At 69.7% G+C, this 15,130-nt stretch carries 9 protein-coding genes; all 9 read right to left on the minus strand.

Annotated elements, in window-relative coordinates:
- Positions 1-6 precede the first annotated feature (6 nt).
- The 9 genes from HZF19_RS03785 to HZF19_RS03825 all read right to left on the minus strand — a co-directional run bounded on the left by HZF19_RS03785 (position 7) and on the right by HZF19_RS03825 (position 15,107).
- A complete protein-coding gene (locus HZF19_RS03785; RefSeq protein WP_208027409.1) occupies positions 7-1,245 on the minus strand; it encodes a magnesium transporter in 1,239 nt (412 codons plus the stop codon).
- 196 nt (positions 1,246-1,441) lie between these two features.
- Entirely contained in the window at positions 1,442-3,106 is a 1,665-nt protein-coding gene (mptB, locus tag HZF19_RS03790; protein ID WP_208027410.1) for a polyprenol phosphomannose-dependent alpha 1,6 mannosyltransferase MptB, read from the minus strand.
- Between the two features lie 79 nt (positions 3,107-3,185).
- Positions 3,186-5,120, minus strand: coding sequence for a 1,4-alpha-glucan branching protein GlgB (gene glgB / locus HZF19_RS03795; protein ID WP_307781132.1), 1,935 nt, complete (start codon positions 5,118-5,120; stop codon positions 3,186-3,188).
- Positions 5,117-7,246 (minus strand): 4-alpha-glucanotransferase, encoded by a 2,130-nt coding sequence (gene malQ / locus HZF19_RS03800; protein WP_208027411.1) that lies wholly within the window; start codon positions 7,244-7,246, stop codon positions 5,117-5,119. Before malQ ends, glgB begins: the two co-directional genes overlap by 4 nt.
- Positions 7,247-7,252: 6 nt before the next feature.
- Complete coding sequence (gene treS / locus HZF19_RS03805; protein WP_307781133.1) at positions 7,253-10,624, minus strand: maltose alpha-D-glucosyltransferase; 3,372 nt, start codon at positions 10,622-10,624, stop codon at positions 7,253-7,255.
- Positions 10,621-12,630: an alpha-1,4-glucan--maltose-1-phosphate maltosyltransferase gene (locus HZF19_RS03810; protein WP_208027413.1), complete on the minus strand. Its 2,010-nt coding sequence runs from the start codon at positions 12,628-12,630 to the stop codon at positions 10,621-10,623. The genes treS and HZF19_RS03810 overlap by 4 nt, the downstream gene beginning before the upstream one ends.
- 76 nt (positions 12,631-12,706) lie before the next feature.
- On the minus strand, positions 12,707-13,339 hold the full coding sequence (locus tag HZF19_RS03815) for a lysoplasmalogenase (RefSeq protein WP_208027414.1): 633 nt from the start codon (positions 13,337-13,339) through the stop codon (positions 12,707-12,709).
- Between the two features lie 18 nt (positions 13,340-13,357).
- Entirely contained in the window at positions 13,358-13,864 is a 507-nt protein-coding gene (locus tag HZF19_RS03820; RefSeq protein WP_208027415.1) for an NUDIX domain-containing protein, read from the minus strand.
- Between the two features lie 43 nt (positions 13,865-13,907).
- A complete protein-coding gene (locus HZF19_RS03825) occupies positions 13,908-15,107 on the minus strand; it encodes an NAD(P)/FAD-dependent oxidoreductase (protein ID WP_208027416.1) in 1,200 nt (399 codons plus the stop codon).
- Positions 15,108-15,130: the final 23 nt, after the last annotated feature.

Raw genomic sequence — 15,130 nt, forward strand, 5'->3', positions numbered from 1 at the left:
GGATCGTCAGGACACCCGGAGGACGATGATGGCGAAGACCAGCGACAGCGCGCCCACCAGATCCATCGTCGAGGTCAGCAGCGGGATGCCGTAGTTGTCGGGGTCCAGACCCAGCCGGTACGTGAGCGCGCTGCCGTAGTACGACACGACGACGGCCACGGCGGTGGAAAGCAGCCCCCCGATCAACGTGATGGCGATCATCTGCAGCGCCCCCGGGCTGGCGAACCCGAACAGCGCCGAGACCAGATCGGCGGAGAGCGCGAGCAACGTGAACACCGGCACCGCGAGGAGCCCGATGATGGCGAAGTCGTCCCTGGCGGGGCGCTGTGGCTTGACCGCCGGGGTGATCACACCCAGGTGCAGCTTCGACGCCAGCCGGGCGGAGAGGATCCCACCGAGGGCGCCCGTGTCCTCGAGGAACGGCGGCACCAGCACCAGCAACGCCGGATAGGTGAGGAACGACTCGACCCGGTGCTCGATGGTGAGACCGGCCACGATGTCGATGGTGCCGGCGACGAGCAGGACCGGCATGGACTCGTGCAACACCCGCCGCATGACTTCGCGGTCCGTGCGCCACGCCAGCCCCAACGCGGTGACCGCGACCAGCGCCGACAGCGTCCCGATGACGGCTGTCACCCCACCGAGACCCACCAGGAACGTGGCCAGGAACAGCGACGGGAGGGTGACCATGTCGCCGCTGGCGGTCACCAGAGGCGCCGCCACGTTGTCCATGTCCCATCCCCGGCGGACCGAAAGCCCGGCCACCCCGAGGGTGACCGCGAGTACCACCACCGACGAGAGCACCCCACCCACGATCGAGATGACCAGGAAGTCGAGCAGCGAGATGGTGTCGGCAACCCCGAAGAGGCTGGCCATGGTCTTGGCCAGCACCGCCAGCGCGGCCGAGATCGACAGGGTGAGCACCACGGAGGCCCACAGGTTCTGGCCCACCACGGTGTCGCGGCGCCAGGAGAACCGGAACGTTCCGGTGTGGATGGCCGTGCCCAAACGGCTGCCGAGCGCACCGAAGATGTTGCCGCGCATGCCGATCGCGGCCGGCACCAGCACGAGCAGCCCGGGGAGGGCCTCGAGGGTGCCGGTGATGGCGCCGAGGGTCAGACCGGCGAGGAGGTCACCACCGGAGGAGACGAGCAGGGCGGCCAGCGCCTGACGGAGCCCGGCCGCATCCGACGCGGCCGCGGCCCGGACGCGCGCGACAGAGCGGCGAAGGGCTCGGGTGGCCACGGCGACTCGGGGGCTCCGTTGCGAGGGCTGGCATCCCGACGATGCTAGGAGGCGCTGGGGACGACGGCCAACCAAGGTGGTATCGGCACCACCCCTCGCGACGATGACTCGTCGGGGGCGAGGGCTGCGGCATCCCGACCACTGTCGCAGCCCTCCCCGTCCCGGCCGTCTCGCCGCAGGACCCGGCGGAGAGCCATCAGCGGCTCAGGGCGGACGCGACCTCCACCGCCTCAGGCAACGTGCCGTCGCTGCGGTGACGGCGGATGCGGCGGTCGCGGGCTCGGTCCGCGATCCACTGGGCGGCGAAGCAGGCGCCCACGATGAGGACCACGACGCCGAGTGCCAGGACGTGCTGGTAGCGGCTGAGCGTCGGCACCCCCTCCACCGTGGTGGGGAACACCAGGAGGCTCACGGCGAACACGCCGACCAAGTAAGAGGGGCGGTACTTGCCGATCCCTGCCCCGGCGAGGAGCGCGAACCCCGGAGGCAGGTACCAGGGCCAGACCACGGGGCCGAGCACGATGACCACGATCATCACCAACCCCACCGCCCGCACCAGGCCCAGCTGGGGACTCCGGAGCAGGATGAGCAGCGACAGCCCTCCGGCCAGCAGGAGACCTGCCAGGCGGGTGAGCGACACGACCGTCTCCTGGTCGACCGGCAGGCCCACCGCGTGCAGCCCGTCGGAGAGCACGAACCCGAGACGGGTGGTGGCGGAGAACGTGGTCTTGACCGTGCCGGTCCCCCGCAGGTTCGTGATCCATCCGAGCCCGGTGCCGCCGAGCACACACAGCACCCCGACCACCGCCATGCCCGCGGCCAGGACCGCCCCGGCCTGCCCGGCCCGGCGCCGGAGCGACACCTGCACGGGGGTCCAGGTCCAGCCGATGAAGAGGAACGCGGCCGCAGCCGGCAGCTTCACCGCGGTGGCCGCGGCCACGAGGACGATCCCCAGCCACCGGCGGTCGGCGCGGACCGCGGCCAGGCCGAGAGCCAGGAAGCCCAGCATCAGCGCGTCGTTGTGGCTACCACCCACGAGGTGCAGCAGCACCAGCGGGTTCGCGATGCCGATGGCGATCGCGCTGGCGGGCGAGACCTGGTAGCTGCGGGCGATCAGGCCCACGCCCACCGCGGACATGACCACCCCAATGATGGCCAGTACGCGCATGCCCAGCAGCGCCGAGGCGGGTTCATGACCGGTGATCTCCACCACCAACCGGCTGAGGCCGATCGCCACCGGGCCGTATGGTGCCGGAGCGTTGCGCCAGACGGGATCGGCGGCGCTCATGATCTTGCCGGCTCCGAGGTAGACCGGACCGTGCGAGGTGGGGTCGAAGCCCCGGCTGGCCAGCTCCCCCTGGGCCACGTAGCTGTAGGCGTCGTTGGAGAGCAGCGGCGGGCCGAACAGGAGGGGCACGGCCCACACCGCGACGACCACCGCCACCATGAGCAGGCGCCGCTGCTCGCTCCAGCGCTGCCGCTCGGAGCGACCGATGAGGATCACCCAGCCGACGGTCAGCAGGCACACCCCGAGCAGGAAGCTGGCCCCGGCGAAGAACGAGCTGCCGGGGGTGGGGATGCCCGGGATCGCCAGCCGCTTCGAGAACAGATCGAGCCGCCACACCGGCGCGGTGGCCACGATGATCGCCGTGCCGAGCAGGCCCGAGATGGTCGACGCCACGAGCAGACCGTTGCGGCGCAGGGACCCTCGGCCGAGGTGCGGATCCGGCACCACCACGGCGGGCTCGTACGGGGTGAGCTCCTCCCCCACCGGCTCGCCGAGCAGCAAGCCGCGGGCGCGGTCGCGCCACCGCTCGGGGCGCGTCACGGTCGGGGGGTGGTCGAGGGACGTCGGGTTCACGGGAGCTCTCGGTCTCGGTCCGCCTGAGGCGTGTAACGGTAGCTCATGGATCACGAACCTAGAAGAACCTGGGAATCGCTCACGCCGGGGCGGGGGCGAGGAAGATCGCGGCGAGGGGGGGCAGGGTCAGCGGCAGCGAAGCCGGGCGCCCGTGCCACGGAACCTCCTCGGCGTCCAGACCGCCGGCGTTGCCCACCCCGCTGCCCCCGTACACGTCGGCATCGCTGTTGGCCAGCTCCAACCACCGCCCGGGTCGGGGCACACCCACCCGGTACCCCTCGCGTGGTACGGGCGTGAAGTTGCACACCACCAGGATCTCCCGGCCGCCCGGAGTAGTTGGCTCGCCACCCTCGTCCCGCCGGGGCAGCCGCAGAAACGACAGCACGCTGGCGGCGGCGTCGGTGGCATCCACCCACTCGAACCCCGCCGGCTCCGTGTCGAGCTCGTGCAACGCCGGCTCGTCGCGGTGGAGGCGGTTCAAGTCCGTCACCCACTGCTGGACCCGGCGATGCTCCTCGACCGCGAGGAGGTCCCAGCGGAGCTGGCGGTCATGGTCCCACTCCTCCGGCTGGGCCCACTCGTCGCCCATGAACAGCAGCTTCTTGCCCGGGAGGCCGTACATGTACCCGAAGAGCAGCCGCAGGTTGGCGAACTGCTGCCAGCGGTCACCGGGCATCTTGTGCAGCAGCGAACCCTTGCCGTGGACCACCTCGTCGTGCGAGAGCGGGAGGCAGAAGTTCTCGGTGAACGCGTAGATCGCCCGGAAGGTCAGGTCCCCATGGTGGTAGCGCCGGTGCACCGGCTCACGGGCGAAGTAGCGGAGGGTGTCGTGCATCCAGCCCATGTCCCACTTCAACCCGAACCCCAGACCGCCGAGCTCGACCGGTCGTGAGACCATGGGCCATGCCGTGGATTCCTCGGCGAAGGTCTGGATGCCGGGGAAGTCCCGGTAGACGACCGTGTTGAGCTGCTTGAGGAACCGCAGGGCGCCGAGGTTCTCGTTGCCACCGTGCTCGTTCGGGATCCACTCGCCCTCGCGGCGCGAGTAGTCGAGGTACAGCATCGACGCCACCGCGTCGACCCGTAGCCCGTCGGCGTGGTACCGGTCGAGCCAGAAGCACGCGCTCGACAGCAAGAAGCTGCGCACCTCGTGCCGGTCGTAGTTGAAGATCAGGCTGTCCCAATCGGGATGCCGACCCTTGCGTGGGTCGGCGTGCTCGAACAGATGCGTTCCATCGAAGAAGCCGAGGCCGTGCTCATCGGCCGGGAAGTGCGACGGCACCCAGTCCAGGATCACGGCGATGCCATACCGGTGCAGGGTGTCGACCAGGTACATGAAGTCCTCGGGCGTACCGAACCGCGACGTGGGAGCGAAGTAGCCGGTCGTCTGGTAGCCCCACGAGCCGTAGAACGGATGCTCCATGACGGGGAGGAGCTCCACGTGGGTGAATCCGCGCTCGGCGACGTACGCCGCCAACGCCGGGGCGACCTCCCGGTAGTTGAGCGAACGGTGCTCGTGCTCGGCATGGCGCCACGAGCCCAGATGCACCTCGTAGATCGCCATCGGATCATCGAGTGAGTTCCTCGCCGCACGCCCCTCCATCCACTCACCGTCGCCCCACACGTGGGAGAAGCGGTGCACCCGCGACGCGGTGCGCGGCGGCTGCTCGGCGTGGAAGGCGAACGGGTCGGCCTTGTCGACGACGTAGCCGCGAGCTCTCGACTCGATGTGGAACTTGTAGCAGTCACCGGCCGAGACGCCGTCGACCGTCCCCTGCCAGATGCCCGACGAGCGCTGCGGTTCGAGCACGTCGACGCCGGCGCGCCAATCGTTGAAGTCACCGACCACCGAGACCTTCCGGGCATTGGGCGCCCACACCCCGAACACCGCCAGGCCGTCACCGAGGAGGTGACAGCCCAGCTTCTCGTAGAGCCGGCTGTGCGCACCTTCGTTGAACAGCCACAGGTCCTCGTCGGACACGAACACCTGCTCGCGGGCCGCGTCGTCGCTCACGTCATCTCCCCCGCCCGGGTTCGGGAGCGGGCCCGGCTGCGCTCGAGCACGGCGAGGTCGTCGAGCACGGACCGATCGCCGGCCAGGGTCGCCAGCGACCGGGCCATGCGCCGCACCCAGTTGGGGCGGTCGAGTGGGGTGCCCGGGACGTTGTGCGGGTCGGTCTCACCCCACAGGTCGTCGAGCATCACCAGGACCGCGGGCGCGTCGCTCTCGCCGAGGAACCGCAGCAGGCCCCGCAGGATCTCGTGCTCCCCGCCAGGTTCCTCGAGCAAGCCCCGCTCCGCCAGGAAGCGGACCAGGTTGGCGACCGCCTGCTCCCGCTCCGCTCGCTCTTGCGCCGCGTCCCGCTCGTCGAGCAGTCCCAGCTCGAAGCGGCCCGCGACGTCGAGGGCGCGCAGGAAGCCCGTGAACGTGGGGGTGTCGTGGGTGTTGACCGACGCCAGGGCGCGGGGCGGTGGCGATGGGAGCTCCGCCCCGGTGGCGCTCGGTAGCTGGAACTGCGCGACGTACATGCCCATCAGCCCGTGCCTACTCATCGCCTCGCGCACCTCGTCGGGCACCGTACCCAGATCCTCCCCCACCACGAGGCATGAGTTGCGCACCGATTCGATGGCCACCACCGCGAACAGCTCCTGGCGCGGGTAGCGAACGTACACGCCGCGGGTGGCTCCGAGCCCCTCGGGCACCCAGTACAGCCGGTGCAACTGCATGACGTGGTCGAGCCGGACCATCCCGGCGACCTTCATGTGGTGGCGCAGGCACTCAGCGACGTGGCGGTGCCCCTGGGCCCGGCTGGCGTCGGGTTGCATCGGTGGGAAGCCCCAGTCCTGCCCACCGGAGAAGAAATCGTCGGGCGGGGCACCGGTGCTTGCGCCCTCGGCGAACAGCTCCCGCTCACGCCAGGTGTCGTAGCCCTCCGGGTGGGCGCCCACGGGCAGGTCGAGGTACAGGTCCTGACCCCGGGCCGACAGCCTCGCCGCGAGGTCGCTCATCTGGCGGTGCATGGCGAACTGGGCGTACCGGTGCAACTCCACCTCGGCGTCGTCGTAGTCCGCCGGTGACAGCATCCCGCGGCGCGCCGACTCCGGCCAGGCATGCCATCCGCAACCCGCTCGGCTGGCGGCAGCACGAAAGCGCGCATAGTCGGTCACGTCGGGGCAGGCGGCGGCGAACGCCCGGAACTCGTCGGAGGTCGCCCCACCCTCCCGGATGAAGGTGGCCGCCAGCTCGGCCAGCACCCGCCGTGTCAGGCGTGCGTGGCGCGCATACTGGAAGAACGAGCCGGCACGCAGCTCGGCGATCTCCCGCTGGGTGTCCGGGTGGTCGAGCAGCGAACGGGCCCGCGGCGACCGTGCCATCTCGGGCAGCCGCTCCAGATCGAGATACAGCTCGTTCCAGAACCGCCGGCTGACCGGAGCGTAGGGGCTGGGATCGAACGGTCGATCCAGATAGGACGCCAGCAGTGGGAGCGTGGCCACGATGGAGCCACCCTCCCGGCCGACCCACGCCGCGATCGCCTCCAGGTCCCCGACGTGAGGGCCGACCCCCAGCTCGGTGCGGAGGCTGTACAGCGGGACGAAGACCCCCCACCGCCGGTCGTTCGGCGCCGGCTCGCGCACCCGTTCCGGCGCCACGAGCAGGTGGACGTCGTGGCGGTGCGGACCGAGCTCGACGATGAGCCGGTGGTAGCCGATGGCCAGGTCCGCCCTCACCTCGACACGGCGTACCAACATCGAACGGCCGTCGAGCTCGTGGCGGCCCACGAGGGGCAGCGAGCCCACCTCACGATCCCACCGGTTGGTGCCACCGCCCTCCAGCTCCACCTCGAGACCCAACCAGGCCGGGGTGTAACGCTCGTCGATGCAGATGTCGAGCACCAGCGGCCGCTCACCCCAGACCACCACCACCGGCTCCACGGGTCGGGTCAGGTCCTCGATGACCCGCGCTCGGAGAGGCGACAGGTCGTGCGGGTGGTCGAGGGCGACTCCCCGGGCCCGGCACACCGCCACCAGTGCTTCGGGGTCCGCCCCGACGAGCTCCCCCTTCGTGCTCCAGTAGCGGGGTTGCACCCCGAACCACTCGCTCAGCCCGTACAGATCATCGGGGAGGTCACCGTCGTTCATGAACGCTCACCCACCGTCGGCGAGTCGAGCATCCTCGAGGAGCTGGCGCACGCCGCGGATCGGGATGGGTGCCCATTCGGGCCTGCTGTTGAGCTCGTAGCGGATCTCGTAGAGCGCCTTGTCGAGGGTGTAGGCCATGAGCAACGTCCGGACGTCGTCGCGGTCGCTCGGCACGAACGGCGCCCCATCGGCGGCCTCGAGGTATCCGGCGAGGAACCGGATGGTCACCCAGGTCTCCCAGGCCAGCCCGAAGAGCTCGAGCTCGTTGCGCTTGTCCGGCTGGAGGAGCCCTCGCTCCTCGAAGCTGCGGAGCCCCGCCTCGACGGCGTACTGGAACGACCGGCACATACCCGCTACGTCGACCAGCGCGCCGCGTTTGATGCGTCGCTCGGTGGGTGAGCGTGAAGGCTCGCCTTCGAAGTCGATGATGACGAAGTCCCTCCCGGAATGCAGCACCTGGCCGAGGTGGTAGTCACCGTGGAGCCTGATGCGAGCCGCGTCGATGCGATGGGAGGTCACCGCCGAGAAGATCTGGAGGATCCGGGCTTCCGACTCGATCACCTCCTCGGCCTCCAGCCGAGCCCGGTCGTCGAGATCACCGAGCGCCTTGCGCAGGAGCTGCAGCGTTGGGCGGACCTGGGCACGCATCGACTGGTACAGCGAGCGCTGGTACAGGGTGGTGAACGGCTCCGGCGTGAATGCCTCGTCATCGCCGCTGCTCAGCGCGAGGTGCAACTCGGCCGTCCGCTGCCCCAAGAGCGCGGCCGAGTCGAGATAGGGGCCGATCGCGTCCGCGATGGGATCCGGCGGCATGAGGGTGATCGAGTCGACGATGTTGCCCCACAACGGGATCTCGATGCCCGAACCTGGCAAGTAGGTGCTGGCCCGCTCGTAGAACAACCCCAGTGCGTCGAGGGTGTAGTGCCAAGCGTCGCCTTCGTTCGGGACGTATTCCGAGAGGACGGCCAGCGTGCGCGGCTCACCCCGGCCCTTGTGGTACTCCAGCGCACCGAGCAGCGGGGCCGAATGCTCGAACCCCCGATCGGTGAGGAATCGACCGATCTCCAGGTCGGGGTTCACCCCTTCCTGGGCCCGCCGGAAGACCTTCATGACTACCGTGCTGCCGAACACCGCCGAGGTGTTGGACTGATCAGTCATCAAGGGCTGGACGGTCAGATCGTCCACCCCGGAGAGCAGGCGGCGCAACTGCGGGCTCACGGCGGTGCGGACGACCCCACCGCCGCTGCCCGAGGCACTGAACGCTCGCCGGTTGCGAAACACGGCCAGCGTGGCATCGAGGAACGTCGGATCGACCAAAGCGTCGAGCAGCAAGAGGCGCTCCCCGCTCGACCGGACCTGCACCCAGGCCACACCCGCGTTCGGGTTGTCGGCGAGCAACGCCTCCCCTCGGGCCGAAGGCGCCACGGTGAGCGGCAGGACGTAGGTCTCGGGCTCGCCCTCGGAGTATTCGACCTGGGCGAGCACGATGAACGCGCCCGGCTTGGCCTTCCCGGAGGACAGCGGGATCGAGTCGAACAGCTCGACCGAGCGCAACGATCGGGCCTTGCCCGCGTACCAGCGGTTCCTGCCCAGGAATCCTCGGAGCGCATGCTCGAGACCAGCGCGCGAGCGGCCTCGGAAGAGCTGCCGCCACTCACCGGTCACCGACAGCTCGGGAAGGTCGTGGCCGTCGTGGAATGCCGGAGCTCCGTCCATCCGCTGTGAGGTGAGCGAGAACCAGTAGAAGCCGTACGGCCCCAGGGTGAGCTGGTACGGGACCTCATGGATGGGCGCGAACTCCGTGCCGCCGAACATCTCGACCGGGATGGCGCCGCGATAGTCGTGGAGATCCAGATGGACGCTCTGCGCGAACCGAGAGAGGTTCGCCACCACCAGCACCGTCTCGTCGTCGTCCTGGCGGAGGAAGGCCAGCACCTTCGCGTTCTCCGGGTACAGGAACTCGATCGTGCCCCGGCCGAAGACCCGATGCTGGGCACGCAGGGCGATGATCCGACGCATCCACCACAGCAGTGAGCTGGGGTTCTGGTGCTGGGCCTCGACGTTGACGGTCTCGTAGTGGTACTCGGGATCGATGATCACCGGCAGGAACAGCTGCTGCGGATTGGCGGACGAGAACCCCGCGTTGCGGTCCGGGCTCCACTGCATCGGCGTGCGCACGCTGTTGCGGTCACCGAGGTAGACGTTGTCGCCCATGCCGAGCTCGTCGCCGTAGTAGATGACGGGTGTACCGGGCAGGGCGAACAGCAAGCCGTTCATGAGCTCGATCTTGCGCCGATCATTACCCATCAACGGCGCGAGCCTGCGGCGGATACCGAGATTCACCCGCATCTGCGGATCCGTGGCGTATGCGCGATACATGTAGTCGCGCTCCTCGTCGGTCACCATCTCGAGAGTCAGCTCGTCGTGGTTGCGCAGAAAGAGTGCCCACTGCGCCGAGGAGGGGATGTCCGGTGTCTGCTGGAGGATGTCGATGACGGGATGGCGGTCCTCCATACGCAAGGACATGAACAGCCGCGGCATGAGCGGGAAGTGGAACGCCATGTGGCACTCGTCGCCATCCCCGAAATAGGCGACCGCGTCCTCCGGCCACTGGTTCGCCTCCGCCAGCAGCATGCGACCTGGGTAGTGGGCGTCGATGTGGGCGCGCAGCTCTTTGAGGAACAGGTGCGTCTCGGGGAGGTTCTCGCCGTTGGTGCCCTCGCGCTCGAACAAGTACGGCACCGCGTCGAGCCGCACCCCGTCGACACCCATCTCCAACCACCGGTCGACGACGCGCAGCATGCAGGAACGCACTTCGGGGTTGTCGTAGTTGAGATCGGGCTGGTGAGAGAAGAAGCGGTGCCAGTAGTAGGCCCCGGCGACCGGATCCCAAGCCCAGTTCGAGGTCTCGAAGTCTTCGAAGATCACCCGCACCTCGGGGTAGCGATCGGGCGTGTCGCTCCACACGTAGAAGTTCCGCCACCTGCTCCCCGGCTTGGCCCGGCGAGCCCGCTGGAACCACGGGTGCTGGTCGCTGGTGTGGTTCAGGACCAGCTCGGTGATCACCCGCAATCCCCGGCGGTGCGCTTCACGGAGGAACCGCCGGAACGACCGCAGATCGCCGTAGGCGGGGTTGATGCCGCCGTAGTCGGCGATGTCGTAGCCGTCGTCGCGCAGGGGTGACGGGTAGAACGGGAGCAACCACAGCGCGGTGACCCCGAGCTGCTGGAGGTAGTCGAGTTTCGCGGTCAACCCGTCGAAGTCCCCGATCCCGTCGCCGTTGGAGTCGCCGAACGCGCGAACGTGCAACTCGTAGATGACGGCGTCCTTGTACCAGTCGAACTCGGAGAGATCTGGGCGATGGGTCTCGTCGATCACGTCTGGCTGATCCTGAGCAGGTGGCCCGGGCGATGGCCCGGATGCAGTTCGACGTAGTTGGACGGACCCCATTCGAAGCGCTCGCCGGTGAGCAGGTCATGCGCCTCGAACGGGCGCGACGGGTCGATGCCGAGCGAGGCGAGGTCGAGGGTCACCATGCCCACCTGGGTCGACCGGGCATCGAGGTTGGCGACACACAGCACGGCGTTGCTCGCCGGGTCGGCGGGATCAGGGATCGGGCCGCCGTGCGGGGTCTTCGAGTACACCAGCATCAGGTCGTTGGAGACGTCGTGGAACCGAAGGGTCCGTAGCGTACGCAACGCCGCCTGGTCCCGGCGGGCGCGGTTCAGCGCGGCGATCAGCGGCCGGATGCTGCCCGGGTCGTCGAGGTCCCACCTGCGGATCTCGTACTTCTCGGAGTCGAGGTACTCCTCCTTGCCGTTGCCCGCCGGGCGGTTGTCGGCCAGCTCGAACGCCGGGCCGTAGATGCCGTAGCTGGGGCTGAGGGTGGCAGCGAGGAAGACCCGAAGCGCGTTCATCTCCCTCGGCGCGTCCTGGAGATGCCAGGGCAGGATGTCCGGCGTGTTGGGCCACGCGTTCGGCCGGAGCTGGTCGACGCTCGGAGGGCTGGCCAGCTCGGTGAAGTACTCCGTGAGCTCCGCCTTGGAGACCCGCCAGGTGAAGTACGTGTAGGACTGGGTGAACCCCAGCTGGGCCAGGCGGTGCATCGGCCGGGGCCGGGTGAAGGCCTCCGAGAGGAAGATGGTGCGGGGATGGGTGGCACGCACGTCGGTGATCAGCCATTCCCAGAAGGCGAACGGCTTGGTGTGCGGGTTGTCCACTCTGAAGATCCGCACGCCCTGGTCGAGCCAGAACCGCACCACGTCGCGCAGGGCCTCCCACAGCGAACGCCACGCCGGGGTGTCGAAATCCAGCGGGTAGATGTCCTGGTACGCCTTCGGGGGGTTCTCGGCGTACTGGATGGTGCCGTCAGGCCGGTGCCTGAACCACTCGGGATGCTCGGTGACCCACGGGTGGTCCGGTGAGCACTGGAAGGCCAGGTCGAGGGCCACGTCGATCCCGTTGCCGGCGGCAGCCTCGACCAGCTCGCGGAAGTCGTCGATGGTGCCCAGCTCCGGGTGGATCGCGGTGTGGCCACCGGCCGGGCCACCGATCGCCCAGGGGCTCCCTGGATCGTCGGGGCCACAGGTCTCGGTGTTGTTCCGTCCCTTGCGGAAGGACGTGCCGATCGGGTGGATCGGCGCGAGGTACAACACATCGAAGCCGAGCTCGGCGACGTAGCCGAGCCGGGCGGTGACGTCGCGCAGGGTGCCGTGGGGGCGCCACTGCGGATCGGTGCTCCACGATCGGGGGAACAGCTCGTACCACGCGCTGAACAGGGCCCGCTCCCACTCGACGAGCACCTCGACCGTCTCGCCCACCGTGGCCTCCGACAGCCGCAGGACCCGGCGGTAGAGCATCCCCGCGGACGGCCGGTCGTCTCCGCCCGGGTCGGTGAGGTCGATGGTGTCACCGGCTCGGAGCCGGGCGGCTGCCTCCCGGTAGGCGGGCTGCTGGCGCGTCGGGGCTCGCTCCCCGGCCTCCTCGAGGAGAGCGGCCCCGGCCAGGAGATCGGAGGTGATGTCGACGCCCGCCTCGAGCTTGCGCAGCGTGGCCTGCTGCCACGAGCCGAACCCGTCGATCCAGGCCACGACCCGGAAACGGTGCACGCCCTCGACGAGTGGCACGAACCGGGCCTCCCACAGGTCGAGACCGGGGTTCGTGGCCCCCATCGGCACGTCGACCCACCGGCGGGCATCGGGCGGACGATGGGAGAGCACCGTGTGGAGCACGTCGTGACCGTCCGCATAGACCGTGGCGCGCACGTCGACCGGCTCGCCGACGACCCGCTTCACGGGGAACCGTCCTGCAGCCACCTGCGGCATCACGTCCTCGATGACGATGCGCGGCGGCGGCGCGCCTCCGACCTTGCCGCTCGATGCCATGACAGCACCCTTTCTAGCCGGTCACCGATCAGCCCACTCGGGCGCCCTGTCCGCCGACGCCGGGCACGAAGGGTGCTCAGAGCAGCGAGAGGACCAGGCCGAACTGCCCCAGGTGATAGGTGGTCATGATCGCCACCCGGGCCCAGGGATGGGGCTGGACGAAGCGGTTCCAGGCGATCATCGCGTCAGAGGCGTAGAAGAGCAGGGCGCCGGCCATGGCGAACCCGTTGCCGGTGCCGAACGCGCTCGCCACCATCAGCGAGATCACCGCGAGGTAGGCGGTCACCGGCACGGCGAGCGCATCGTCACCCGCTCTCACCGCTCGCACGATCCGCACCCCCACCACGAGGATCACGGCGAGCACGACCACCAGGCCCAGGACGAACCACTCCCCTGACTGGCCCCGGAGCTGGAGTCCGGTGATGTAGGCGAGATGGCCGATCAGGAAGGAGGCGAGTCCGGCGACGAAGAGGTCGCGCGGCAGCATCAGGAAGATGTCGCCGGCCAGCGAGAACGCCAGAGCAACGACGAACGCCACCCGCACCGCCCCATCCACGGGGTCGAGGGCCAGAGCGGCCCCGATGAGCAGCACCATGGTGAGGGGCTTCGCGACGTACTCGGCCGTCCGCCGGCCGGCGTGCACGGCCAACCAGTCCCCGACCGCCACGGTGAGGGCCAGCGCGAACCACAGCGCGGCCACGCCGGTCATCGTCGCCTCCCCTGACGGCTAGGGCGCATCGAGGCGCGGGAGGACGAGATCGCGGCTGTCCGGGCAGACCTCGCGTCCCTCGAGCCATGCTCGTACCGCGGCCAACGGCACCCACTCAACCTCGGTGACCTCGCCGTCGTGGAAGGACACCGGTCCGTCGTGGCGGGCGAGGTAGACCCGGGCGATCTCCCGTACGACGGCGTCCTCGTACCGGCCTTCTCCCAGGTAGACCAGCTCGGCCGCGATGCCGGCCTCTTCGGCCAGCTCGCGCACCGCGGCGGCCTCCCAGGCCTCACCATGGTCGACGACGCCCCCGAACGCCAGGTCCCAGTGACCCGGCCAGACGTCCTTCCAGTCCGCCCGCCGGTGGACCAGCAGCTCCGCTGTGTCGTTCACCACGGCGACGAACACCGAGCGGTGCAGCAGGTTGTCGCGGCGCACCTGCCAGCGCGGTGCCGTCCCGACCACCGACCCCGCGGCGTCCAGGACGTCAACGAGCTCGTGCTCCGATGAGGTGACGGTCATCGGGATCTCCAGGAACGCTCGGGTTCGTCCACCTGCAACCTCCTCACAGCTGCCGAGCCCGCTCGACGGCCTCCGCCCAGGGCACCGCGTCGGCCACGAGCTGGCGGAGCTGCATCACGTGGCGGGGACGGTTGAAGCCGAGCACCCCCGTCACCACCCCATCCCGGCCGTAGAGGGCCACGAAGCGCTTCTCGCCCAGCGAACCGTGCACCACCTCGACGGCATGATCCGCGCTCGAGCGGCCTGCGAGCTGGATCTTGCGGTCGTACTGATCGCTCCAGAACCACGGGATGGGGTCGAAGCCCTCCGCGGCCTCATCGTTCACCAGCAGCCGCCGGGCCGCGGCCTCACCCTGCTGCACCGCGTTCTCCCAATGCTCGACACGCAGCAGCTCGCCGAAGCGCCGGCTGGGCCAGCGGGCGATGTCGCCAGCGGCCACCACACCCGGCGCAGCGAGCAAGGTCTCGTCGCAGACCACCCCGTCATCCAGGCGGAGGCCCGATCCTTCCAGCCAGACGGTGTTCGGGGTCACGCCGACCCCGACCACCGCCACCTCGGTGTCCACCACCGAGCCATCGCTGAGCACGACCCCTTCGAGACGTCGGTCGCCGAGGAAGGCCTCCACGGCGGTGCCGAGACGCATGTCGACCCCCTGGTCGCGGTGCAGGTCCGCGCACACCTGCCCGATCTCCCGGCCGAGTGCCCGCTCGAGGGGGACCTGAGCCACCTCCACCAGGGTGACCGGCAGACCACGATGACGGCAGGTGGCTGCCACCTCGGCGCCGATGAACCCCGCTCCGATCACCACCACCCGCGAGGGGCCGGCATCGAGATCGGCTCGGATGGCGAGGCAGTCGTCCAGCGTTCGCAGCAGGTGGATGCCCGCCAGCTCCGGCTGGCCGGGGAGCCGGCGCGGTGCGGCACCGGTGGCCACGACACAGCCGTCGAAGCTCACCGCCGTGCCGTCCGCCAGCGAGAGCCTCCGAGCGCCCACGTCGAGGGCCGACGCGGCGCGACCGAGGCGCCAGTCGATGTCGAGGTCCTCGTGCGCGGCCGGCAACGTGATCCGCTCGGGGTCCCACTCGCCGGCCAGCACCTGCTTGGAGAGCGGCGGGCGATCGTAGGGGGTGTGGGGATCGGCGTCGATGACCGTGAGCTGACCGTCGAAGCCCTCCCGGCGGAGGGTGTGCGCGGCGTGCATGCCGGCGAGGGATGCACCCACGATGGCGATGCGTTCGGCCATGGGCGGCATCGCCTCCCGCTCGG

Source organism: Rhabdothermincola sediminis (assembly GCF_014805525.1).
In the GTDB taxonomy this organism is placed as follows: Bacteria; Actinomycetota; Acidimicrobiia; order Acidimicrobiales; family Acidimicrobilacustridaceae; genus Rhabdothermincola; species Rhabdothermincola sediminis.

Bases quoted from the DNA above. Each gene is read 5' to 3' on its own strand.
- malQ (WP_208027411.1), bottom strand. From the start codon at position 7,246: ATGAACGACGGTGACCTCCCCGATGATCTGTACGGGCTGAGCGAGTGG.
- HZF19_RS03810 (WP_208027413.1), bottom strand. From the start codon at position 12,630: ATGGCATCGAGCGGCAAGGTCGGAGGCGCGCCGCCGCCGCGCATCGTC.
- HZF19_RS03815 (WP_208027414.1), bottom strand. From the start codon at position 13,339: ATGACCGGCGTGGCCGCGCTGTGGTTCGCGCTGGCCCTCACCGTGGCG.
- HZF19_RS03820 (WP_208027415.1), bottom strand. From the start codon at position 13,864: ATGACCGTCACCTCATCGGAGCACGAGCTCGTTGACGTCCTGGACGCC.
- HZF19_RS03825 (WP_208027416.1), bottom strand. From the start codon at position 15,107: ATGGCCGAACGCATCGCCATCGTGGGTGCATCCCTCGCCGGCATGCAC.